Source organism: Mesorhizobium sp. M0037 (genome assembly GCF_040323635.1).
Lineage (GTDB): Bacteria > Pseudomonadota > Alphaproteobacteria > Rhizobiales > Rhizobiaceae > Mesorhizobium.
This window is the reverse complement of record NZ_JAMYVB010000006.1, coordinates 40066-62926: the sequence shown is the minus strand read 5'-3', so window position 1 is coordinate 62926 and position 22861 is coordinate 40066. Positions and strand designations below refer to the sequence as shown.

25 protein-coding genes are annotated in these 22861 nt (G+C 63.8%); 8 read left to right on the top strand and 17 right to left on the bottom strand.

Annotated elements, in window-relative coordinates; translation table 11 throughout:
• Window position 1: 1 nt before the first annotated feature.
• The 4 genes from NKJ78_RS11815 to NKJ78_RS11800 are packed head-to-tail and all read right to left on the bottom strand — an operon-like array spanning window position 2 to window position 3706.
• A complete protein-coding gene (locus tag NKJ78_RS11815; RefSeq protein ID WP_023681282.1) occupies window positions 2–1138 on the bottom strand; it encodes an ABC transporter permease in 1137 nt (378 codons plus the stop codon).
• On the bottom strand, window positions 1135–2055 hold the full coding sequence (locus NKJ78_RS11810; protein ID WP_023673289.1) for an ABC transporter ATP-binding protein: 921 nt from the start codon (window positions 2053–2055) through the stop codon (window positions 1135–1137). The genes NKJ78_RS11815 and NKJ78_RS11810 overlap by 4 nt, the downstream gene beginning before the upstream one ends.
• Entirely contained in the window at window positions 2052–3005 is a 954-nt protein-coding gene (locus NKJ78_RS11805) for an HlyD family secretion protein (protein ID WP_352460016.1), read from the bottom strand. The genes NKJ78_RS11810 and NKJ78_RS11805 overlap by 4 nt, the downstream gene beginning before the upstream one ends.
• A complete protein-coding gene (locus NKJ78_RS11800) occupies window positions 3002–3706 on the bottom strand; it encodes a CerR family C-terminal domain-containing protein (protein WP_023748243.1) in 705 nt (234 codons plus the stop codon). Before NKJ78_RS11800 ends, NKJ78_RS11805 begins: the two co-directional genes overlap by 4 nt.
• 92 nt (window positions 3707–3798) lie before the next feature.
• Between NKJ78_RS11800 and NKJ78_RS11795 the strand changes: the two genes are divergently transcribed.
• The 3 genes from NKJ78_RS11795 (at window position 3799) to NKJ78_RS11785 (ending at window position 6190) form a co-directional block, all read left to right on the top strand.
• Entirely contained in the window at window positions 3799–4296 is a 498-nt protein-coding gene (locus tag NKJ78_RS11795; RefSeq protein WP_023728787.1) for a CYTH domain-containing protein, read from the top strand.
• Window positions 4297–4382: 86 nt separating this feature from the next.
• Complete coding sequence (locus tag NKJ78_RS11790) at window positions 4383–5321, top strand: CHAD domain-containing protein (RefSeq protein ID WP_352562441.1); 939 nt, start codon at window positions 4383–4385, stop codon at window positions 5319–5321.
• A 41-nt stretch (window positions 5322–5362) separates the two neighbouring features.
• Window positions 5363–6190, top strand: a complete 828-nt coding sequence (locus tag NKJ78_RS11785; protein ID WP_023687509.1) for a C40 family peptidase — start codon at window positions 5363–5365, stop codon at window positions 6188–6190.
• A 50-nt stretch (window positions 6191–6240) separates the two neighbouring features.
• Here the strand turns inward: NKJ78_RS11785 and NKJ78_RS11780 are convergent, their stop codons facing one another.
• Together NKJ78_RS11780 and NKJ78_RS11775 are read right to left on the bottom strand one after the other, a co-directional pair.
• A complete protein-coding gene (locus tag NKJ78_RS11780) occupies window positions 6241–7617 on the bottom strand; it encodes an adenylate/guanylate cyclase domain-containing protein (protein WP_023739822.1) in 1377 nt (458 codons plus the stop codon).
• Between the two features lie 116 nt (window positions 7618–7733).
• Window positions 7734–8534 (bottom strand): helix-turn-helix domain-containing protein, encoded by an 801-nt coding sequence (locus tag NKJ78_RS11775; RefSeq protein WP_023739823.1) that lies wholly within the window; start codon window positions 8532–8534, stop codon window positions 7734–7736.
• 115 nt (window positions 8535–8649) lie between these two features.
• Here NKJ78_RS11775 and NKJ78_RS11770 point away from each other — a divergent pair, with 115 nt between their 5' ends.
• A complete protein-coding gene (locus NKJ78_RS11770) occupies window positions 8650–9507 on the top strand; it encodes an NHL repeat-containing protein (RefSeq protein ID WP_023739824.1) in 858 nt (285 codons plus the stop codon).
• Between the two features lie 18 nt (window positions 9508–9525).
• Here NKJ78_RS11770 and NKJ78_RS11765 read toward each other — a convergent pair whose 3' ends face one another.
• The 4 genes from NKJ78_RS11765 to NKJ78_RS11750 all read right to left on the bottom strand — a co-directional run bounded on the left by NKJ78_RS11765 (window position 9526) and on the right by NKJ78_RS11750 (window position 12924).
• Window positions 9526–11247 carry a SulP family inorganic anion transporter gene (locus tag NKJ78_RS11765; protein WP_352460018.1) on the bottom strand — a complete coding sequence of 574 codons (1722 nt, stop codon included), beginning with the start codon at window positions 11245–11247 and terminating at the stop codon, window positions 9526–9528.
• Window positions 11248–11326: 79 nt separating this feature from the next.
• Entirely contained in the window at window positions 11327–11596 is a 270-nt protein-coding gene (locus tag NKJ78_RS11760; protein ID WP_023673276.1) for a helix-turn-helix domain-containing protein, read from the bottom strand.
• Between the two features lie 271 nt (window positions 11597–11867).
• Window positions 11868–12578 (bottom strand): phosphatase PAP2 family protein, encoded by a 711-nt coding sequence (locus tag NKJ78_RS11755; protein WP_023687516.1) that lies wholly within the window; start codon window positions 12576–12578, stop codon window positions 11868–11870.
• 4 nt (window positions 12579–12582) lie between these two features.
• Window positions 12583–12924 carry a hypothetical protein gene (locus NKJ78_RS11750; protein WP_352460019.1) on the bottom strand — a complete coding sequence of 114 codons (342 nt, stop codon included), beginning with the start codon at window positions 12922–12924 and terminating at the stop codon, window positions 12583–12585.
• Window positions 12925–13165: 241 nt separating this feature from the next.
• On the opposite strand from NKJ78_RS11750, the gene NKJ78_RS11745 reads away from it, so the two are divergent.
• Entirely contained in the window at window positions 13166–13390 is a 225-nt protein-coding gene (locus NKJ78_RS11745) for a hypothetical protein (protein WP_023673272.1), read from the top strand.
• A gap of 118 nt (window positions 13391–13508) precedes the next feature.
• On the opposite strand, the gene NKJ78_RS11740 is transcribed toward NKJ78_RS11745, so the two are convergent.
• The 4 genes from NKJ78_RS11740 to NKJ78_RS11725 all read right to left on the bottom strand — a co-directional run bounded on the left by NKJ78_RS11740 (window position 13509) and on the right by NKJ78_RS11725 (window position 16075).
• Window positions 13509–14189, bottom strand: coding sequence for a GNAT family N-acetyltransferase (locus NKJ78_RS11740; protein ID WP_352460020.1), 681 nt, complete (start codon window positions 14187–14189; stop codon window positions 13509–13511).
• Complete coding sequence (locus tag NKJ78_RS11735) at window positions 14186–14671, bottom strand: MarR family winged helix-turn-helix transcriptional regulator (RefSeq protein ID WP_352460021.1); 486 nt, start codon at window positions 14669–14671, stop codon at window positions 14186–14188. The genes NKJ78_RS11740 and NKJ78_RS11735 overlap by 4 nt, the downstream gene beginning before the upstream one ends.
• 232 nt (window positions 14672–14903) lie before the next feature.
• Window positions 14904–15629: an NAD(P)/FAD-dependent oxidoreductase gene (locus tag NKJ78_RS11730; protein WP_352460022.1), complete on the bottom strand. Its 726-nt coding sequence runs from the start codon at window positions 15627–15629 to the stop codon at window positions 14904–14906.
• Window positions 15626–16075 (bottom strand): FAD-dependent oxidoreductase, encoded by a 450-nt coding sequence (locus tag NKJ78_RS11725; RefSeq protein ID WP_352460023.1) that lies wholly within the window; start codon window positions 16073–16075, stop codon window positions 15626–15628. Before NKJ78_RS11725 ends, NKJ78_RS11730 begins: the two co-directional genes overlap by 4 nt.
• A gap of 163 nt (window positions 16076–16238) precedes the next feature.
• On the opposite strand from NKJ78_RS11725, the gene NKJ78_RS11720 reads away from it, so the two are divergent.
• Complete coding sequence (locus NKJ78_RS11720; RefSeq protein WP_352562440.1) at window positions 16239–17270, top strand: phosphatidylglycerol lysyltransferase domain-containing protein; 1032 nt, start codon at window positions 16239–16241, stop codon at window positions 17268–17270.
• 188 nt (window positions 17271–17458) lie between these two features.
• Here NKJ78_RS11720 and NKJ78_RS11715 read toward each other — a convergent pair whose 3' ends face one another.
• Window positions 17459–18220: an ABC transporter permease gene (locus tag NKJ78_RS11715; protein ID WP_023681263.1), complete on the bottom strand. Its 762-nt coding sequence runs from the start codon at window positions 18218–18220 to the stop codon at window positions 17459–17461.
• Window positions 18217–19143 (bottom strand): ABC transporter ATP-binding protein, encoded by a 927-nt coding sequence (locus NKJ78_RS11710; RefSeq protein WP_023681262.1) that lies wholly within the window; start codon window positions 19141–19143, stop codon window positions 18217–18219. The genes NKJ78_RS11715 and NKJ78_RS11710 overlap by 4 nt, the downstream gene beginning before the upstream one ends.
• A gap of 269 nt (window positions 19144–19412) precedes the next feature.
• Here NKJ78_RS11710 and NKJ78_RS11705 point away from each other — a divergent pair, with 269 nt between their 5' ends.
• Window positions 19413–20774, top strand: a complete 1362-nt coding sequence (locus tag NKJ78_RS11705; protein ID WP_352460024.1) for a cytochrome ubiquinol oxidase subunit I — start codon at window positions 19413–19415, stop codon at window positions 20772–20774.
• A 4-nt stretch (window positions 20775–20778) separates the two neighbouring features.
• Entirely contained in the window at window positions 20779–21783 is a 1005-nt protein-coding gene (locus NKJ78_RS11700; protein ID WP_023701932.1) for a cytochrome d ubiquinol oxidase subunit II, read from the top strand.
• Between the two features lie 244 nt (window positions 21784–22027).
• Here NKJ78_RS11700 and msrA read toward each other — a convergent pair whose 3' ends face one another.
• On the bottom strand, window positions 22028–22753 hold the full coding sequence (gene msrA / locus NKJ78_RS11695) for a peptide-methionine (S)-S-oxide reductase MsrA (RefSeq protein ID WP_352460025.1): 726 nt from the start codon (window positions 22751–22753) through the stop codon (window positions 22028–22030).
• Window positions 22754–22861 lie beyond the last annotated feature (108 nt).

The window sequence follows — 22861 nt, the reverse complement described above, 5'->3', positions numbered from 1 at the left end:
CTCAGTCGAGCGTGCGCCTGAACCGCACCAATGCGACGCCGGCAAACAAGGCCACGAACCCGACCAGCCAGGCGATCTCGCCCGCAACCGCCGGCAGTTCGGCGCCCTTCAGCATCACCGCGCGGGTGATGCGCAGAAAATGCGTCAGCGGAAAAATCTCGCCGAAGGTCTGCGCCCAGCCCGGCATGCCGCGATAGGGGAACATGAAGCCGGACAGCAGGATCGACGGCAGGAAGAAGAAGAAGGTCAGCTGCAGCGCCTGCATCTGCGTGCGGGCGATGGTCGAGATGGTGTAGCCAAGCAGCACCAGCGCCAGCACGAACACCAATACGGCTGTAAGCAGCAGCGACATCGAGCCGGTGAAAGGAATGGCGAACAGAAGCTTCGACGCCGCCAGCACGACGACCACCTGGACGCCGCCGACCACCAGATAGGGCAGCACCTTGCCCAGCATGATCTCGAACGGGCTGGACGGCATGGCGAGCAGGTTTTCCATAGTGCCGCGCTCGGTCTCGCGGGTCAGCGCGATCGAGGTCATCATCACCAGGGTCATCTGCAGGATGACGCCGAGCAGGCCGGGCACGATGTTGTATTGCGAGATGCCTTCCGGATTGTAGCGCTGGTGCACCACCACATCGAGCTGGCCCCTGGCGGCCTCACTCGCCGCCTCCTGCATCCCTTGCGCCCGAAGCAGCGCCTGGCTGGCCACTTTGCTTAGCGTCGAGATGGCGCCGCTGGCAGCGGCCGGGTCGGTGGCGTCGGCCTCGATGAGTATCTGCGGATTGTCGCCGCGCTCCACCCGGCGGCCGAAATCGGCCGGGATGGTGACGACGAAGGCGACATCGCCGCGCGCCATCAGGAATTCGGCAGCCTCGGCACTTTGCGCAACATGGTCGAAGCGGTAGTAGCCGGTCGTCTGCAGGGCCGCGACAATGGCGCGGGTGTAGGGGTCGTTGCTGGTCGCCACCAGTGCGGCAGGCAGGCTTTTGGGATCGTTGTTGATGGCGTAGCCGAACAGCACCAGCTGCAAAAGCGGCACGCCCAGCATCATGGCGAAGGTGATGCGGTCGCGCCGCATCTGGATGAATTCCTTGATCAGCAGCGCACCGAGCCTGGCGAAGGAGAAGACGCTGTTCATGCCATATTGTCCTTCGAGCCGGACATGAACTGAATGAAGACGTCCTCGAGGCTGGTCTCGCCGGGTTTTACGCTGACACCCTTGTGCTCCTTCTCGACATCGGCGAGCGCCTTTTCGAGCTTTGCCTTGTCGGAGCCGACGACATGCAGCGTCGCGCCGAACGGCGCCACCTGGTCGACGCCGGGCCGGTCCCTGAGTGCATCGGCGACCTGGTCGAGGCGCGGTCCCTGCAGCACGAAGGTGGTCAGACCGGCATTCGTCACCACCTCGTCCACCGTGCCGGTGGCCAGCATCTTGCCGTAGGAGATGTAGCTGATTCGGTGGCAGCGCTCGGCTTCGTCCATGTAGTGGGTGGACACCAGCACGGTCAGACCGCCGCTCGCCAGCCGGTGGATCTCGTCCCAGAATTCGCGCCGCGCCTTCGGATCGACGCCGGCGGTCGGCTCGTCGAGCAGCAGCAGCTTCGGCTTGTGCATGATGCAGGCGGCCAGTGCCAGCCGCTGCTTCCAGCCGCCCGACAGCGTGCCGGCGAGCTGGTTGCGGCGGCTCGTCAGGCCAAGCTCTTCCAGCGTTTTCGACACATGCTCCTCGACCGGTTTCAGCCGGTAGAGCCGCGCCACGAATTCGAGATTCTCGCCGATCGTCAAATCCTCGTAGAACGAGAATTTCTGCGTCATGTAGCCGACTTCGCGCTTGATGCGGAGCGACTCGGTGCGGATGTTGAAACCCAGCACCGTACCCTCGCCCTCGTCGGGCGTCAGCAGGCCGCACATGATGCGGATGGTCGTCGTCTTGCCGGACCCGTTGGGCCCGAGAAAGCCGACGATCTCGCCCTCGGCCACCGTCATCGTCACATGGTCGACGACAGTCTTGTCGCCGAAACGCTTGACCAGGCCATGAACGTCGATGGCGTTCATTTTGCGGAGGCCGCCAGCTCGACATCGACGATCTGTCCCGGCTGCAGCGCTTGCGCCTTGCCCTCAGGCCGCGCCTCGACGAGGTAGACCAGCTTCTGCCGGTTCTCGAGCGAGTAGATCACCGGCGGGGTGAATTCCGGGTCGGGCGAGACATAGCTGACGCGCGCCTTCACCTCCGGCCCGCAGCCGTCGCAATGGACGACAAGCAGCGTGCCGACCTTGATCGACGAGAACGCACTTTCCGGGACATAGACGCTGAGCTTTACCGCACCGTCCGGCAACATCGAAATGACAGGCGCGGTCGGACCGGCGGTGTCGCCGGGATTGCGGATGACGTCATTGATGCGGCCGGGCGAGGGTGCCGCCAGCACGCGCTTCGATAGCCGCCACTCAGCCTGTTCCAACGCCGACTGCGCCTGTTTGACCTGATTGTCTGCCGCCTTGATCGTTTCGGGACGCGCAGGCAGACCGCCGACGGCGAGGTTGGCCTGCGCCTGGCCGACCTGCGCATTGGCGGTCTCCAGCGTCGCGGCGGCGGTGTCGTAGTCGGCCTGCGTGCCGGCACCGCGCTTGAACAGGTCGGCGGCGCGGTCGTATTTGCGCTTGGCATCCGTGGCCTGGGCCTTGGCCATGTCGACCTCGGCCTTCAGCACCGCGATCTCCTCCGGCCGCTTGCCGATCTGCAGGTCGGCCAGCTGCGCCTGCGCCTGGGCGAGCGCGGCCTCTCCCTGGGCGACGGCGATTTTTGCGTCGGCGCTTTCGAGAGTCACTACCGGCGTGCCTGATACAACACGGTCGCCGCGCTTGACCGCGACGGTCTCGACCTGCGCCACTTCGATCGGCGCCAGCAAGACATAGTCGCCCTCGACATAGCCGACGGCAAGCGGCGCTGCCGGCGCGCAGGCGCCGAACAGCTGGGCTGCGAGCGGCAGGGAACAGAGAAAACTCATCGCTTGCCCTCCTTGCGGGCGACCGGATTTCGGGCCGCCAGTATGGCGCCAAGATTGCTTGTGACCGCCGCCACCACCTTGGCGGCTTCGGTGTTACCGATCTCGCGCCAGCCCATACGACGCATCACTGCTTCGCGGCCGATGCGGAAATAGATGACCTGGCCGATCAGCGTGAAGACCACGAGCTTGGTGGCCTCGCTTTCGGCCGGCTCGCCCGTCGCCTGTTCCCAGATCTGGCAGAGGCGGCGATGCGTCGGTTCGAACACCCCGTCATAGATGCGGTCGAGGGCGGCCGTCGGATGCGACAACTCTCTAAGTACGAATTGTACGATCTCGCCCGCCTCCGGCCTGGCGACGACAAATCCTACCATCCGCTCCAATGCGGTCGAGAGCTGCGCCCGCGCCGTCTCTGAACTGGCTTGACCTTGCAGCTGCATGCCGCCGAGCGCCTGGCCGGCAACCGCCTGGATGGTCTCAACGATGTGGTCGGCGGCGGCCCCGCGCAGCCCTTCCTTGCCGCCGAAATGATAGGCGATGGAGCCGATGTTGGCCTTCGCCTCCGCCGCGATCTCGCGCGTCGAGGTGCCGTCGAAGCCCTGCCGCCCAAACAGTTTGAGCGCGGCCAGCACCAGTGCGGCGCGCGTCTGCTCGGCGGGCGATGTCTCCTGGCGGGGCATTTTGTCGGGCGCGGATTTGATCATGTCGGCGTGTTTAATCAATCGATTGATTAAAGTCAAGTTGATTATCTACGGCCGCTTGCCATGTCGGGCCGCAGACGCTTTAGTGGGCGGCCATGGGCAAGGAAGTCGAACGCAAGTTCCTGGTCTCCAGCGCCGAATGGCTGGAAATGGCCGAGGCGAATATACGCATTCGCCAGTTCTATCTTGCCGCAACACCCGGCCGCACCGTGCGCGTGCGCATCAGCGACGGCAGTTCGGCGAAGCTGACGCTTAAATTCGGCAGCAAGATCCGCGAGCGTGACGAATACGAATATGAAATTCCACTGGCGGACGCAGAGGAGATGCTGGCCTTCGCCATCGGACATGTCATCGAGAAGACACGCCACCATGTTAGGCATCGCGGCTATCTCTACGAAGTCGATGTTTTCGGCGGGATTCTAGCCGGCCTTGTGGTGGCCGAACTGGAGACGCCGGAGGATGTACCTGACGAAATGCTGCCTGATTGGCTCGGCCGCGAAGTGACCGGCGAGCAGAGATTTTACAACGCGTCGCTCGCCCTAGAGCCGGATGATTTTAGGTCGGGTCGACCTAAAATCGGAATCCGGCTCTAAATCAAAAGAGATGGAGCATGATGTCGTCCGAAAACCGCTTCACACTTTTCGGCATCATGCTCTAGGGGGATTCCGGAGATCGCCGCATGAGCTTTCGCATCGATCCGCGCCTGCCGCTGACCGGCGAGGTCAGGCGTATCCTTGGCGAGGAGATCGGCAAGGCGCTTGCCCATCTGGCCGTCGCGCGCGACCAGCCGGAGCAGGCATTGCACAAATGCCGCAAGCGGCTGAAGAGCGCGCGCGCCTTGCTGCGGCTGGTCCGTTCCGGAAATGAAACATTCTGTCGGACTGAGAACCAATGCTACCGTCAGGTGGCGGCGCTGCTTGCCGGGCCGCGCGAGGCGACCGCGCTGGTCGAGACCGTCGACCGGCTGGCAGCCGCCTTTCCCGAGCAGGTTGCCGGCGGCGGCCTCGACAGCGTGCGCGACCGGCTGATTGCCCGCCAGCATGAAATGCATGCCGGCGCCGGCCTCGACGCCGCCATAGGCGCGGCCACCGCCGCCTGCGAGGAAGGCCTCATCAGGATCGAGCGGCTGCTGCTCCCCGATCTGCCTGAGCATGCAGCCGATGTGCTTGCGGAAGGCGCTCGCAAGACCTTGCGCCGTGCCAGGAAGGCGCTGGACCGGGCGGGATCGCGCGGCGAAGCAGAGGATTTCCACGATCTGCGCAAGGCTGCCAAGACCCACTCGATGCATTTGTCGCTGCTCGGCCGGCTGTGGCCGACGCCGATCAAGGTGCGGCGCAAGGCGGTCGACGAACTGGGCGAAAGGCTCGGCGAACTGCACGACGTCTTCGTCATGCGCGTGTTGCTCGAGGCCGACGGTGAGCCGCTCGGCGATGCGCAGGACACAAGGCTTCTTGGCAAGCTTTTGAAGCGCTCGGAAAAAAGCCTGAAGAAGAGCTGCCTCGCCGGAGCGGCCGAGCTGTTCGGCGACAGCCCCAAGCGCTCGACAAAGAAACTCGCGCGCAATGCGCGCGACGACCTCGCCGGCCCGGTATTGTCGAAAGAGGTCCCGGTCGGTTGATCATGGCCGAGGACGTCACCTCGTGCTAGTCACACTTTACCATGACCGCGCCGCGCGACACGCTTCTCGACCGACTTGGCCGCTGGCTTGCCGGCCGGCTGCAGGACGAATCCTCGGGCTATGAGCCCTACACGCCGTCCGACGCCGAGACGTTGCGGCGCACGCTCGAACCCGGCGACATCCTGCTCATCGAAGGCAACCAGAAGATCTCCGCGGCCATCAAATACCTGACACAGTCGACCTGGTCGCATGCGGCCTTCTATATCGGCGATGCGTTGTCCGAACCGGAGGACGGATCGGAACGGCGTCGGCTGATCGAAGTCACGCTCGGCGAAGGCTGTGTCGCCGTGCCGCTGTCGCGCTACCGCACCTACAACACCCGCATCTGCCGGGCGAGCGGGCTGGCGCCGGAAGACCGCGACCATGTTGTCGCCTTCATGATCGGCAAGCTCGGCCTGAAATACGATCTCAAGAACATCTTCGACATGCTGCGCTTTTTCCTGCCGACGCCACCGGTGCCGGTGCGCTGGCGCCGCCGCATGCTGGCTTTCGGTTCCGGCGATCCGACGCGCGCCATTTGCTCGACGCTGATCGCCGAAGCCTATGGTGAGATCCGCTACCCGATCCTGCCCGAGATCACCCGCGCGCCCGGCCGCGCCTCGGCGCAGTCGAACTATTCGCGCCGCGAAATCCTGCACATCCGCCACCACTCGCTCTACACGCCGCGCGACTTCGACCTGTCGCCCTTCTTCCGCATCGTGAAACCGACGCTGGAATTTGGGTTCGACTACCGGGCGGTGACCTGGGAGGACAAGGCAGGCACCGACGCCGCAGCCGCGAAGGCTGGCGCAATCGCCTCAGACACGTGATGGCTACGGCCTGAGTCATGAGGTTCAGGCGTCTCACATGGCGGCCTGCATCACGCCGAAACCGCAATAGCGCCCTGGTTTTCGGCCCTGTGTTCGACCCAGACATGGACCGGTTCGTCCCGGCCGCGGATGCTAACCGGTCCATGATCGCGCGCATTCAACCGTGTCGTTGGCGATTCCGCCTTCGCGGCCTCAATCAGTCGTGACCCAAAGCAAATATTCGCCTGAAGTTCCCGGCAGAGCGCCTGCAAACGGCTGGCGACGTTGACGGTGTCGCCCACCACCGCGAAGGACAGGTTGCGCTCGCTGCCGACCGCGCCGAGGACGACGGCGCCATATTGTGCACCGATCCGAACGTCCAGCGGCGGATATCCCCTGGACACACGCTGGACATTCCAGTCTTCGATAGCGGCGATCATCGCTTCAGCGCACCGGATGGCCCGGGTTGCGTCGTCATGGCTGGCTTGCGGAACCCCGAAGGTCGCCATGATGCAATCGCCGATATAGTTGTCGACGGTGCCATGGTGGTCGAAAACGACCTGCTCCATGCGACGGTGGAACTGACGCAGTAGTTCGAACACTGCTTCGGCCGGATGATCCTCGGAATAGTGTGTGAAGCCGACGATGTCGGCGAACAGCACCGCGATATCCTGCCGGCGGACCGGACCGAAGGGCTCGTCATCCGAGGCGAGCTGGTCGACGACATTGGGCGAAAAATGCCGGGCGAGATTGGCGCGGGCGCGCTCCGCCTTGACATAGTCTTCCGACAGATGCCGGGAACGGGAGACGACCAGAGCCATGATCGCGCCGATAATCAGGACAACCAACACATTGGTCGCCTGCGCGAACGTATCGACGAAATTGGGGTTGAGATAGAGATTCAGTCGCTCTGTCATCGGCAGCGAATAGAGGTTCGTTGCCGGAATGACGGTTCCCGCATGAAAAACCACCCATCCCACCCCGATCGTCCACGTCAAGGCCGCGAGCGCGCCGAGATAGAGCGCCAATCGCGTCGAAAGGGTCAGCGCGCCAAGGCATACGAAAATCAGCAGGAATTTGAAGCTGCCCTCGCGCAGTTGCATCGCAGCCGGCGCGACCTCGCGGGAAAACGGGTTGGGCGTTACCAGCAGAACGGTCAACAGAATGATGTCCAGCGTACCGACGAGGTAACCGATCCACCATGGCGCGTTGCGACGGCGCGCAAAGCGAAACTGGATCAGGCCGACGAGCTGGAACAGCGCTAGGCCCGCCAGCACGAAGAGCAGCGAGGCATCCCAGCGGCTGATCAAGGAAAAGAAGCAGGAGATCACGGCGAGCGATGCCGTGCGCGCCCAGAACTGCAATGCAGCACCCTGGCGTTCTGCGCGCTCCCGCAAATTTTTCAGGCGCGAATAGCGGCGAAGTTCAAGTGTTGGCGCGGTCGGCATAGGATCACTTCGATTTTGCGGGGACGGTCACGCATTCGGCAAACCCGCCCCGTACAGTCTGGCAAATCAGCGCGCGAACTCTATCATGGTTTCGTTTTTGAAACGCGGCTGGCGCGTCAAGCCGGCAACGGGCGGCGTCCCTTTGCCGGAGCGGTGGGCCGGTCGGACGCACCGGCATCCCTGGGGTGCGGGCCGATCGGCATGATCGCCGGAAACGGGGTTGCGCCAAAAGCAAATGTCCATTTGTAGCCGGTCAGCCCGTCTTCCGGCGTCGTGTGCTGGTCGTGATGGGCGAGCAGTTTGGCGCGCTCGGCCAGTTCCTCCGCCTCGCGCTTCACCATCTCCGCCGTCTCCGGCCGCATCCGCCTGGAGAAAGAGACGAAGGTCGCTTCCCGCTCCAGATGGGTGATCGCCCAGCCGATGAAATTCTTGTTTGTCATCTCGAATAGCGGCCTGAGCGGCCCTTCGAAATTCCACTGGATCGGTGTGTCGACCAGCAGCCGTGCCGACAACCCGCTGCCCAGCGCAATGAGGCCGAGCGCTTCGAGATCGCGCAGATAGAGGAACATCGACGCTTCGCTTAAGCCTTGCGAGCGCATGACGCCCTCGGGCGTGAATTTCTCCGACAGCATGACGAAGATGAACAGCAACGCCGGCCGGCCGGCAAGCTTGCGCTCGACCTCTGGCGCGATGCGGTTGACCGGTCCCGGCCCCCGGTTCATCGACCCCAGCACGTTTTCCAGCTCGACGCCGGCGGCAGCGCAGATCCCGACGAGACGGTCGAGCTTGCAGTTGCGCTCGTGGAAGATGCGCTTCACCGTCGGCTCGGAAACGCCCATCCGCCCGGCTAGCTCACGATAGGTGACGCCCTTGGCCTTCAGCGTCCGCTTCAGCGCCTCGAAGATCAGGCCGTTCATGGGATGCACCTCTTTTGCGCCATTTCGTATCGGTTTCCGATACTAGCTCGAATCGCCCTTCCGGAAAAGTATCGAAACTCCTAGCTCTCCGCCATCCACCACAGGAGACCTGGCCATGAAAACCCTCATCCCCTCCATTTGTCTCGCCGCCTTCGGTATCGCGCTTGTGCCTGCCGCCGAGGCCGCCGAACTCTGGCGCGCCTCGGGCTTCGAGCAACCCGAATCGGCGCTGTTCGATGCCGCCAACAATCGCATCATCGTCTCCAACATCGTCGGCAATCCCGGGGAGGCCGACGGCAACGGTTATCTCTCGGTGCTGTCGCTGGACGGCAAGGTCGTTAGCCGGCACTGGACCGCCGGCATGGATGCACCGAAGGGCTCGGCGATCTCTGGCGGCAAGCTCTACGTCGCCGATATCACCAAGGTGCGCATCGTCGATCTCGCCAGCGGCAAGCTGGTCTCGACCATCGATGTGCCCGGTGCCGTCTTCCTCAACGACGTCACATCGGACTCATCGGGCAAGGTCTATGTCACCGACATGCTGGCCGATGCGATCTACCGCATCGACGGCAACAAGCCGGACCTGTTCGTGAAGGATGCGAAGCTCGCCGCGCCCAACGGCATCTTTGCCGATGGCGACCGGCTGATCGTGGCCTCGTGGGGCAAGGGTATCAAGCCGGACTTCAGCACTGCCGCGCCCGGGGGCCTGCTGTCGGTCGATCTCGCGACGAAAGCCGTGACGCCGCTGCCTGGCGCACAAAACTTTGCCGACCTTGATGGCGTCGTCGCCATCGGCGACAGGATCTACGCCACCGCCTTCATGACCGGCACGCTCTATCGGTACAAAGTCGGCGAGGCGCCGGAGGCTGTAGAGCAGTTCAAGCCGGGCAGCGCCGACATCGGCACAGATGGCACGCGGATTTTCGTGCCGCTGATGAACGAAGGTGAGATCGCGGTGCTGAGCCTGGACTGACGGCGCACACTTGCCGGCTCAGCCAGCGGGCGCGGCTTTGAGTTGCGCCCGCGCATCCTTGATCGAAGCGGCAAAGGTCACCAGCGGCCGCTTGACGCCGTGGTTGATCAGCATGCGCCGCGTCTGCGGCGAGGCGCCGGCGATGATGAAACGCACGCCGGCACGTTTCGCCTTGTACGCCGCGCCCTCGATGACATTGGCCGCGGTGGAATCGAAGAACGGCACCGCCGAACAATCGAGGATGAAGTTCTTGCGCTGGTCGGCGATGCGGTCGAGCACCGTGCCGACAGTCGAGGCGGCGCCGAAGAAGAAGGCGCCGGAGATGCGATAGACGACGGTGTCGGCGTCGCTTGCCTCGCTTGCATCGTAGGCGCGGCCGCTGCTGTCGGCGACATCGTCCTGCACCAGCGGCAAATCCGCCTCCACGGCGATCGACTTGGCCATACGATCAATGAACAGGATCGAGCCTAGTGCGAAGCCGACGACGATGCCTTCGGTGAGGTCGCGGAAGACGACGATCAGGAAGGTTGCCATCAGCACCAGGGCGTCGCCGCGCGAAGCGCGCAGCAATGTGGCGAAGGCCTGCTTCTCGAACATGTTCCAGCAGACAACCGCCAGCACCCCGGCAAGGGCGGCAAGCGGGATGTAGCTCGCCATTGGTGCGGCCACCAGCATGAAGACCAGCAGAAAAAGCGAATGCAGCATGCCGGAAACCGGCCCATGCGCGCCGGCCCGCACATTGGTGGCGGTGCGGGCGATGGTGCCGGTGGTGCAGATGCCGCCGAACAGGGCAGACGCGATGTTGGCAAAGCCTTGCGCCACCAGTTCGCAATTGGAACGGTGACGCCGCCCGGTCATGCCATCGGCGACCACGGCCGAGAGCAGCGATTCGATGGCACCGAGCAGCGCAAAAGCCACCGCATCCGGCAGCACCGCAATCGCCTTGTCGAGGTTGAGTCCCGGCAGTGCCGGCAACGGCAGGCTGCGCGGAATGCCGCCATAGCGCGTGCCGATCGTTTCCGCCGGCAGCGAAAGCAGCGCCACGACAAGGGAGGCCAGTCCGACGGCGATCAGCATGCCCGGCCAGCCGGGCCGCCAGCGCTTCACCCCCACGATGGTGGCGATGGTCAACGCCGCCACCAGCGTCGCTGAGATGTTGAGCGTGCCGGCCGCGTGGCCGATCGCCATCAGTTTCGGCAGCAGCGGCCCGGGCTCCGGCCCGGCAAGCCTCAGCCCGAACAGTTCGACGATCTGGCCGGTGAAGATGATGATCGAGATGCCGGCGGTGAAGCCGACCGTCACCGGGTAAGGGATGAATTTGATATAGGTTCCGAGCCGGAGATAGCCGATGGCGAGCAGGAAGATGCCGGCCATCATCGTCGCCAGCAGCAGTCCGTCGACGCCTTCGCGCTGCACCGTCGCCGCCACCAGCACGATGAAGGCGCCGGCCGGGCCGCCGATCTGGAACCGGCTGCCGCCGAGCGCCGAGACGATGAAGCCGCCGACAATGGCCGTGAACAGGCCGCGCTCCGGCGTCACGCCCGAAGCAATCGCAATGGCCATCGACAGCGGCAACGCGACAATGGCGACGGTCAGCCCGGCCATGAAGTCGGCCTCGAACTGCGGCAGGCGGTAACCTTCGCGCCAGACCGTCACCAGCTTGGGCGTGAACAGCTCTGAAAATGTCGGCTTTGCCGACTTCTGGGCCGGTTGATGCACTGCCCGCCGGATCTGATCCATGGACTGCCTTCCGCTTGCGTGAAGGCGGCGGGATCGTCGGCAGGACTGTCGGCGGTCGCCGTCGCGACTATATGCCGGCTCAGCCTTGCGGGTTCGGCGGCGCGACCGGCTTGAGGCGCACGCCCCGGCCGCCGCGCTCGCTGGTCTGGTTCTCGCCGATGAGCTCCACCCCGGCCTCGTCGAGAGCCTGGATAACCTTCATCAGCGTATCGACCACACCCCTGACCACGCCGTCACTCGCTTCCATGCGCTGGATTGTCGGAAGCGAAACGCCGGCACGCTCGGCGAGCGTCTTCTGATCGATGCCGGCCAGCGCCCTCGCGGCGCGCATCTGCGCGGCAGTGATCATCGGTCGGAGCCCCCGTCTGAGTCTGCGGAGACGACGTGTAATACAATCATAGTGATGTTTCAACCATCATAAAGCATACATGAAACATGATCTCTCCACATAGCCGGATGGCGGGATACGGGATGAGCATGCTACGCTACCGCCTTGGCTCTTACTGGCGGGGAAATATCAGTTGAAGATTTTCAGGACCTTGACGACGTCGGCAGCCTTGCTGTCGGCGGTTTTTCTGCTGGCAGGCTGCGGACACTGATTTGAATGTCGCTCCGGATCGTCAGTCTTCGGGCTCGTTGCCATCGGCCACCGCCTTGTTCCGCTGCAGCATTCGCGCCGCCAGCCAGCACAGCGTCGCCCAGGTGAAGCCGGCGCACCATCCCGCCAGCACGTCGGAAGGCCAGTGGACGCCGAGATAGACGCGGCTGACGCCGACCAGCAGCGTTACCAGCACCGCCAGGCTGAGGACATAGATTTTCGTCGTTCGTCCCGGCAGGAAGCGCGCTGCCAGCGAGCCCAGCGTGAGATAGGTCACCGCCGACAGCATGGCGTGGCCGCTGGGAAACGACAGCGACGTCTCGTTGGCCAGGTGCGAGACAAGATCGGGGCGCGGCCGGTCGATGCCGGCCTTGAGCAAGGTCGACAGCAGCTGCCCGCCGGCCACCGCGACAAAGATCAGCAGCGCCGTCCTCGGCCTGCGGATCAGCAGGAGGTAGACGATCACCGCCGTTACGATCAGCACCAGCACGCTGGAGCTGCCGAGGCTGGTGATGTCGCGCATCGCGCCTTCCAGCCATGCCGGGCCGACGGGAACATCCGGCTGACCCACTTTTCGGAAAGCGAGCAGGATCTCAGTATCGAAAGCGTGCGGCGTGGTGGCCCGCGCCACCTCCATCAGTTCCTCGAAGCCCCACAGCCCGGCGGCTATCACCAGCCCGGCCAGCAGCACCGGAAATTCAAGCCAGTTGGTGAACGCACGCGGGGTCTTCATCGGATTACAGTCGCCCCTGCAGGTAAGGCCCGAGCGAGATCAGGACCACCGCCGCGATGGCCAGCACGATGCCGGTCGCCTGCAAGGCATTGACGCGTTCGCCGAAGAACACCAGCGCCACCACATTGACCGCCACCAGCTGGATCACCGCCGACAGGCTGAACGACACCGACATGCCGAACTCACGAACCAGCCGCAGCATCATCAGATTGCCCGCCGTATAGAGCGCCAGTGTCAGCACGATCTTGCCAAGGCTTGGCGCCAGCCCCCATTGCTTGGCCGCGATGGCCGCCAGCAGGAAGATCACCGTCGAAATGACGAGCTGCGCCAGTCTCCAGAAACTCACTTTTGTGCCTCGCTGTCGTTTGTGGCAGCCCTTGTTTCGCAAGCGCGCCGACACGTCAAGCAGACTGCGGCGAGACAGGCCCCGACGATGACGAGAGGGGGCTGAATGAATGGCAGCACGATCGCGGTCTGATTGCAACGCTCGGGCCGGATTAACGCAAACCCAGGCAGCTGCCCACCCAAGCCCCGGTAAAGAATGGACATTTAAACATGGCGCCCTACCTCTTCTGGAGGAGAGTGCCATGCCAAAGTCCGTCTATGACCGTGGCCTGCTGAAACCCGACGACATCGCCAGGCTGCAACGCGTGTTCGACGAAGCCTGCCGCAGGCGCGACGTGCATCCCGATTCGGCGGAGGCGCGGGAGATCGCGCTGAACCTGCTTGCGCTGCACAATGCCGGGATGGTCGAGGAAGATATGCTTATGGAAACCGTGGGTTTCCGCAGGTTGGAGCCGAAATCAGCCTGAGGCCCGCAAGGCGGCCTGGAGCAATTCCAGGAAAAGTGTGAAGCGGTTTTCCGTCCGGAATTGCGTAAAAATAGAGGCCTAGGAGCGGTTCGCCGTTTCCGTGAAACGGTGAAACGCTCTAGCCGGCGCGCTGCACGACGGCCACATTCATCTCTGCCCGCAGCCTGAAGCCGATGGATTCGTACAACCCAACCGCGTTGGCATTGCTGGCATAGGCATGCAGGTAGGGAACTTCGCCGCGCGCAAAAATTCGGTTGGCCACGAACACCGACAGCAGCCGGCCGAGGCCGCTGCCGCGAAATTCGGGATGCGAGCAGACGCCGCTGAGTTCGCTGTAGCCGGGCTGCTTCATGCGCTCGCCGGCCATCGCCGCCAGCCGGCCGTCGATCTTCACGCCCCAGAACTCGCCGAGGCTCAGCGCCTTGAGCGTGAACGGGCCGGGCTTGGTCAGTGACGCCAAAGCAAGCATCTCGGCCGCGTCGTCGTGCGTCAGCTGCTGTACACGCTCGTCCGACACGGAAGGCAATGGCGCCTCGGCAACCATCTGAACGCCGAAGGCGGTCACGGTCGCGGTCAGTTCCGGCGGCAAGGCAATGGGGTCCGCCTGGAGCATGAACACGCTCTCACCTGCAGGAATGAGGCTTGCGAGCGCCTGCAGGCTCTCAGCGTCGTCTGCCCCGGAAGCCGCGAAGGGGACGATCGAGGAGGGATAGCGCCTGGCGAGCCTGTCGCCATACGCAAAGATCCGATGCCGCGTGTCGAGCGCGCTCCAGACCGGACGATCGAGGACATGGCTCATGGCGCGACATCCTGTTTCACACGACGGTCGAGCGGGGCCGCCGCCAGGCCGTCCTCTATTGCCGAAAGTTGTTCGAGAAGCGGCCCTGCAAGGCCTTTGCACAGGTCGGCAACGGCGTTCTCGATGCGCGGCCAAACGTTCCGCTTCGCCTTGTCGACCAGGCGCTGGCCGTTGGCGGTCAGCGAGATCATCCTGCGGCGCTGGTCGTCGTTCGATGGCGCGGCCTCGACCAGCCCCAACTCGGCCAGCAGCGCCACGCTGCGCGTCACCCCCGGCTGGGTGATCCCTAGTGACTGCGCCAGCTCGCCGACAGGCAGCGGCCCGAGCCGGTCCAGCGCGGCCAGCAGAGGATACTGGCTGGACTGCACCGGCACCTCCAGCCCATCGAGCATGCGCTGGGTATCGGCCTGCAACTGCTCGCCGATACGCTTCAGCCTGCTGCCGAGGGTGAGATAGCCAAGGGATCGAATGATGTCTTCCATGGTCGGTTTGTCCAATTTTGATAACATGTTATATAACAAGACATGAAGTGGATTCAAGCGCCTGCGTTGGGAGATTGGCCGCAAGCTCTCAGCTTCGTCATCCCACGGGCGAAGCAGCCGCGCAGCGGCGTCGCGAAGACCCGAGAATGACGAAGGGACAGGGCGCTTCGGCTAACCGCCAAAATATACGATCCCGCCATGCAGATGTGTCGGACCAAGCGCACCGCAGCGTCTACAACCCCTTGGCGATCTGACGGGCAATCGCTTCGGCCTGCAGTCCGGCGCTGTGAAAATAGCTGGTCAGGCTTGGCCGCATGCCGATGAACCACAGGCCGGGCTGGCCGCTCGGGGTGCCGCCATTGGCCTTCGGCACGCCCTTGGCGTCGAGCACGCCGAGATCGCCCAGCATGGCCTCCAGGCCGGTGCGATAGCCGGTTGCCGCAATCACTACATCCGGCTCGAGCACCGTGCCGTCGTTCAGCCGCACGCCGGCGCCTTCGAAAGCCGCCACCGGCGCCACCACCGAAATCCGTCCGGCCTTCAGCGCTGCGACGGGGCCGTCGTCAACGGCAATAGCGATCTGCTCGACGCCGAGCCGGCTGGCGCCGCCCTTCGGCGCTGGCGGCAGGCCGAAGCGGGTGAGGTCGCCGAACACCAGCCGCTGCGTCGCGGCAATCGCGGCATCGGCAATCCACGTCGGCAGCATCGCCATGAAACCGCCGAAGCGCGCCACGGCGACCTTGCCGATCCGTTTCGGCATCAGCGACGGACCCTGCGTGGCTGACAAGCAGATGGCCTTGGTGTCGGCGCGGGCGAGGTGGTTGAGCACGTCGAAGCCGGAATTTCCGGCTCCGACCACCAGCACGCTTTTGCCCACATAGTCCTGTGCTGTGCCGAAATCGGCGGCGTGGCTAAGTTTGCCGGTGAAAGTCGCCTTGCCTTGCCAGTCCGGCGTCATGGCAAGCGGTCGCGGCCGGTGGCGACGATGACATTGCGGGCGCTCAGCGTTTCCCGGCCCGTATGGACGAGCCAGCCATTGCCTCTGCGTTCGATCCGCTCGACGGCGGTGCCGAATTCGACCCTTATGCCGCGCGCGCGGGCAAAATCCTCGAGATAACCGACGATGGCATCCTTGTTCGGAAAGGCGGCGGTGCGGGGCGGATAGGCAAGGCCGGGCAGGGTCGACAGCGCGCGATGCGTGTTTAGGGTCAGCTTCTCGTGCCGCCGTCGCCACGGTTCGGCGATCCGCGGCTCCTTTTCAAGCACGACGACCCGCACGCCGCGCCGGCCAAGCGCGTCGGCGGCCGCCAGCCCCGCCGCTCCGGCGCCGATGACGATAACCGTATAGTCGGGTCCTTTCGGCCCCAGGACGATAGGCATCGTTTCGCTTGTCGTAGCTGCCATTCGGTCGAGATTTCCTTTCAGGTGCGCCATGGGGACCCGTCCTATATGGCACGTCCCATATGGCACAGGGGCGATATGATCGCTAATGAGGTCGCGTCAATGCGACTGATTCGAGGCCTTGGGGGCAAGCCTCTGTTTATCATCGGCACGCGGAAGCTCGACCATGCCCTCCTTGCGCATCTTTCTCGACAGACTGCTGGAGGGCGCCGCAGCCAAGGTGCCGCGCCAGGATTTTTCGCATGTCGAGCGGCTGGCGCTTGTCCGCCGGCACGGCGACTTCTCGCTGGCCTATTCGACCGCCGTGCAGCAAAAACTGTCCTATTTCGGCGACGCCGACGGCTACATCGCCTTCGGCACAAAGATGAAGCACCATTTCGCGCTCGGTGACCCGGTCGCCCATCCGGCCGATCGGCCTGACTATATCAGGCGCTTTGTCGAAGCCGCCGACAGCCCGTGGTTCGTGCAGATCGGCGAACCGACGGCGCGCGTTCTGGCAGGGCTCGGCTACCAGGTCAACCGCCTCGGCGTCGACACGCGGCTGGAACTGCCGGCTCACGATTTTTCCGGCAAGCGCAACGAAACCGTGCGCTATTCCGAACGCTGGCTCTTGAAGAAGGGGTTTTCCTTTGGCGAAGGAGCGGTCTATCTCGACGAAGTCCAGCGCCTGTCACAGAACTGGCGGGCCGACCGCATCGTCAAGCGCTGGGAGATGGCCTTCCTCAACCGGCCCTTTGCCGATCATCTCGGCATCGATATGCGCCGTTTCGTGCTCTACAGCCCGGAAGGCGAGCTCGTCGCCCTGCTCGATTTCGATCCGATGTTCAGCGGCGGCAAGGTGATCGGCTACACCACCTCGTTCAAGCGCAAGCACATCGATGCCTCGCCGCATGCCGAAATCGGGCTGACCAAATTCGCCGTCGACCGGTTTCGCAATGAGGGCATTTCTGTCGTCACGCTCGGCCTGTCGCCGATGCTCGACGTCGGAGCCAACGGCTTTGCCGAATCGAGCTTCTGGCGCAACGCCTTCGAGCGGGCCTATGAGTCGCCTTGGGTCAACCGCAGCAACTTCAACCTCAAGGGCCAGGCGGCGTTCAAGCGCCGCTTCCACGGCGTCGAGGAACCGACCTACATCGCCTTCCGCCAAGGAAGGCTGATCGAGATGCTGGGGTTGCTGCGCCTCATCAAGGCGATCTAGCAAGATCCGTGGCGGCCAACGTGGCCAATTTGCCCTCAGCAAAACTGTTGATTTGACCGGCGCACGGGCGATCGCCTATTTGCATGTCGCTCAAAAGTGGTCCCGGTTTTGAGACAACATGCATAAAAACAAAGACCTAAAGCGCGTCGCCTGAGTCCGTTCAAACGCGACGCGCTTTAGGCGCCAGGTCAATTCCTTAGCCGGTAGCCGGTGCGGAAGATCCAGGCGACGATGGCGATGCAGATGGCGAGGAACACCATCGTCATGCCCAGGCTGACGGCGACCGAGACATCGGACTTGCCGTAAAAGCTCCAGCGGAAACCGCTGATCAGGTAGACGACCGGGTTGAACAGCGTCACCGTGCGCCAGGTCTCGGGCAGCATGTTGATCGAATAGAAGCTGCCGCCGAGGAAGGTCAGCGGCGTGATGATCAACAGCGGCACCAGCTGCAATTGCTCGAAGCTTTTCGCCCATATGCCGATGATGAAGCCGAACAGGCTGAAGGTCACCGCCGTCAAGACAAGGAAGGCCAGCATCCAGAACGGATGCTGGATGGTGAGCGGCACGAACAGCGAGGCCGTCGCCAGGATGATCAGGCCGAGGATGATCGACTTGGTCGCGGCGCCGCCGACATAGGCGATGACGATCTCCAGATACGACACCGGCGCCGACAGGAGCTCGTAGATGGAGCCGACGAATTTCGGGAAATAGATGGCAAAGGAGGCGTTGGAGATCGACTGCGTCAACAGTGAGAGCATGATCAGGCCGGGCACGATGAAGGCGCCGTAGCTGATGCCGTCAATCTCGGTGATGCGCGAGCCGATGGCCGAGCCGAAGACGACGAAATAAAGCGATGTCGAGATCACCGGCGAGACGATGCTCTGCAGCACGGTGCGGAACGCACGCGCCATCTCGACCCGGTAGATCGCCCATACTGCTCGCCAATTCATGGCTCTTGCCTCAACAGATTGACGAAGATCTCCTCGAGCGAGCTGTTTTGCGTGTCCATGTCGCGAAACTGGATGCCGGCCGTCTCGAGTTCGCGCAGCAGCGATGCGACGCCGGGGCGTTCGCTCTGATTGTCATAGGTGTAGGTCAGCTGTGTGCCATCGCCCGACAGCTCCAACGCGTAGTGCGAGAATGCATCGGGAATGGCAGTGAGCGGGTTGCGCAATTCGACGATCAGGCGCTTGCGGCCGAGCTTGCGCATCAGTTCGGCCTTGCCCTCGACCAGGATGATCTCGCCGCGGTTGATGACACCGACACGGTCGGCCATCGCCTCGGCCTCTTCGATATAGTGCGTGGTGAGGATGATGGTGACGCCGTCGTCGCGCAGCCGTCGCACCATCGCCCACATGTCCTGGCGCAGTTCGACGTCGACGCCGGCCGTGGGTTCGTCGAGGAACAGGATGCGCGGCTCATGCGACAGCGCCTTTGCAATCATCAGCCGCCGCTTCATGCCGCCCGACAGCGTGATCGCCTTGGCGTCCTTCTTGTCCCACAACGACAAGTCGCGCAGCACCTTTTCGACGAAGCCCGGATTGGGCGGCTTGCCAAACAGGCCGCGACTGTAGGTGACGGTTGCCCAGACGCTCTCGAACGCGTCGATGGTCAGCTCCTGCGGCACCAGCCCGATCAGGCTGCGCGCGGCGCGGTAGTCTCGGTTGATGTCGTGGCCGTCGACGGTCACCGTTCCCGACGAACGGTTGACGATGCCGCAGACGATCGAGATCAGCGTCGTCTTGCCGGCGCCGTTCGGCCCCAGGAGCGCGAAAATCTCGCCGCGTTCGATGTCGAGGTTGATTTCCTTCAGCGCCTTGAAGCCGGTGGCGTAGGTCTTCGTGACCCCGGCAATCGAAATGATGGAAGGCAAATTCGTGGAAGACATGAGGCCGAAAACGACTGTTTGAAAGAGGCGGGGATTATTATTGCGCTGAATGTCGGTGTGCAGGCTCGGAAGTCAATGCCGCTGCTGACAATTGTGGACAAACGTTCCCCTTTTGCCGTTTCGTCATGGGGGTATCGGGGCACTGACGGATTGATCCCATCTCCTGCGACAACGCGCCCCGCGTGACGCCAAGCCGCTTTGACCGGACCGCATCCGCCGCCTATTCTGCGCCAACAACAGCAGCCGGAGCCCGCATGGACCCGCTCATCCTGTCGCGAATGCAGTTCGGGGCGAATATCTCGTTCCACATCCTGTTTCCGACCATCACGATTGCGCTTGGCTGGGTGCTGCTGTTCTTCAAGCTCCGCTACAACGCCACCAATGATTCCGCCTGGATGCGCGCTTATTTCACCTGGGTGAAGGTGTTCGCGCTGTCCTTCGCCATGGGCGTGGTCTCGGGCGTCACCATGAGCTTCCAGTTCGGCACCAACTGGCCGGGCTATATGGAAAAGGTCGGCAACATCGCCGGGCCGCTGCTTGCGTACGAGATCCTCACCGCCTTCTTCCTCGAAGCGGCCTTCCTCGGCATCATGCTGTTCGGCTTCCGCCGCGTCTCCAACCGCGTCCACACGCTGGCGACGGTATTGGTCGCCGGCGGCACCACGCTGTCGGCCTTCTGGATCATTGCGCTGAACTCCTGGATGCAGACGCCGGCCGGCTTCGAGATGATCGACGGCAAGGCGCATCCCGTCGACTGGTGGGCGATCGTCTTCAACCCGTCCATGCCCTACCGTCTGACGCATATGCTGCTCGCCTCCGGCCTGACGGTGTCGTTCCTGATCGCCGGCCTGTCGGCGCTGCGCTATCTCACCGGCGACCGGTCGGAATCGATGTGGAAGGCGCTGCGCACCGGGGTCTTCACCGCCGCCATCCTAATCCCGATCCAGATCTTTGCCGGCGACCAGCACGGGCTGAACACGCTGGAGCACCAGCCGCAGAAGATCGCTGCCATGGAGGCCAACTGGAACACCGGCCCCAACGTGCCGCTGGTGCTGTTTGCGCTGCCCGACGAGGCCGCCAAGGAAAACAAATTCGAGATCGCCATTCCCGACGGCGCCAGCATGGTGCTGCGCCATTCCACCAGCGGCATCGTGCCGGGGCTGAACGACTATCCCGGCCTGCATCCGCCGGTTTTCCCGGTGTTCTGGGGCTTCCGCATCATGGTCGGCACCGGCATTTTGATGCTCATCGTCTCGTGGTCGGCGACCTTCTTCCTCAAGCGCCGCCACAGCCTGCCGAGGCCGCTGGCCATGCTGATGGTGCCGATGGCGCTGTCGGGCTGGCTGGCGACGCTCGCCGGCTGGTACACCACAGAAATCGGCCGCCAGCCCTGGCTGGTCACCGGCGTGCTGAAAACCGCCGACGCTATCGGCCCGGTCGCCGGCAGCCATGTCGCGCTGACGCTCGCCATCTATCTCATCCTCTATGTGCTGCTGTTGATCGCCTATCTCGGCGTGCTGGTGCACCTGGCGCTGAAGGCCGCCAAGGACGGCGATACCTCGCCGCTCCCGGGCGTCATGAAGACGGCGATGTCGCAACCGGCCGCGGGAGAGTGAAAAAATGACCTTCGACTGGCCAACCGCGCTGCCCCTGATCTTCGCCGGCCTGATGGGCCTCGCCATCCTGATCTACGTCATTCTCGACGGTTTCGATCTCGGCATCGGCATCCTGTTCTCGGTCGCCGAAGATGCCGAGCAGGACACCATGATCGCGGCAATAGGCCCGTTCTGGGATGCCAACGAGACCTGGCTGGTGCTGGCCGTCGGCCTGCTCCTGGTCGCCTTCCCGCTGGCGCATGGCGTCATCCTCACCGCGCTCTACATTCCGGTCTTCGTGCTTTTGGTTGGCCTCATCCTGCGCGGCGTCGCCTTCGATTTCCGCGCCAAGGTGCCCGCCGGCAAGAAGCACCGCTGGAACCGCATTTTCTTCCTCGGTTCCGTCATCGCCTCGCTGGCGCAAGGCTATATGCTCGGCGTCTATGTGCTTGGCCTCGATGTCGGCTTTGGCGGCATCGCTTTCGGGGCGCTGGTGGCGCTCTGCCTGTCGGCGGCCTATGCAGCGATGGGCGCGGCCTGGGTCATCTACAAGACCGAGGGCGAATTGCAGAGGAAGGCGGTGGCCTGGCTGCGGACAGCCCTGGTGCTGACCGCGCTCGGCATGGCGGCGGTGTCGCTGGCGACCCCATTCGCCAGCCCGCGCATCTTCGCCAAATGGTTCGTCTGGCCCGAAATGCTCTATCTGTCGCCGCTGCCGATCCTGTCGGCGCTGCTGTTCCTGTGGCTGTGGCGGCAGACCTTCCACCTGCCCAAGCCCGACGACCGCCATGCGCTGCGGCCGTTCCTGACGCTCGCCGCCATCTTCGCGCTCGGCTTTGCCGGGCTTGCCTGGTCGTTCTACCCCTTCGTGGTGCCCGACAGGCTGACCATCTGGCAGGCGGCGTCGGCGACGGAAAGCCTGGCCATCATCCTCGCCGGCACGGTGGTCGTGCTGCCGGTGATCATCTTCTATTCGTTCTATGCGTATCGGGTGTTCGGCGGGAAGGCGACGGATCTGACGTATGATTGAAGGGCTCGCTAATCGCGGTTTGCGCGAGGCACCCCCCTCTGGCCTGCCGGCCATCTCCCCCTCAAGGGGGGAGATCAGCTCTCACTGCGGCCTTCGCCAACCTTGCAAGATGAGCACCGTCAGCGACGCTGCCAATCTCCCCCCTTGAGGGGGAGATGCCCGGAAGGGCAGAGGGGGTGCTGTCCCGCTGGCGTCTCAGGTAGGGCGTCGCCGCTCTCTGCGTCCGGGCAAGTCCTATCGCCCCTCAGCTCTTCCCCGCCAGCACCAGCACCGGCTTCTCGCTGTACAACCCCGGGAACAGCGATTTCAAATTCGCCACCTTGGGCAGATCGTTGTAGACGATGTAGGGGTAGGTCGGGTTCAGCGTCAGAAAGTCCTGGTGATATTCCTCGGCCGGATAGAAGGTTTTGCCCGTCTCCAGCGTGGTGACGATGGGTTTTGAAAACACCTTGGCCTGGTCGAGCTGGGCGATGTAGCTCTGGGCGATCTTCTGCTGCGCATCGTTCTCGGCAAAGATGGTCGAGCGGTACTGGGTGCCCGAGTCCGGCCCTTGATAGTTCAGCTGCGTCGGGTTGTGGGCGACCGAGAAATAGACCTGCAGCAGCTGGCCGTAGGTCACCTTGGACGGATCGTAGGTGATCTCGACCGATTCGGCGTGGCCGGTGCGGCCGCTGCCGACCGTTTCGTAGACGGCGTCATCCTTGGCGCCGCCGGTGTAGCCGGAGACGGCCTTGGTCACGCCCTTGACGTGCTGGAACACGCCCTGCACGCCCCAGAAGCAGCCGCCAGCGAAGATAGCCTTCGCGCTGCCGCTGGCGGCCTTCTCGTCCACTGCCGGCGGCGGGATCACCACCGCGTCCTCGGCCGAACGCGCCGGGCTCTGCCAGAGGGCAGCCGCAGCAGCAGCGACGATGAGCGCCGCAAGCGCGCTCTTGAAGATCGGCGTTCTCGTCCTTGCAATGCCGGTCATGTCTGATCTCCTTGATGGTGGCGAAGACTATACGACAGAACGTCCCGCCTGGTTTCTCAAATTGCCGTGCGCCGGCCCGGCCACTGTGCGGCCGGGCCATGGGACCCA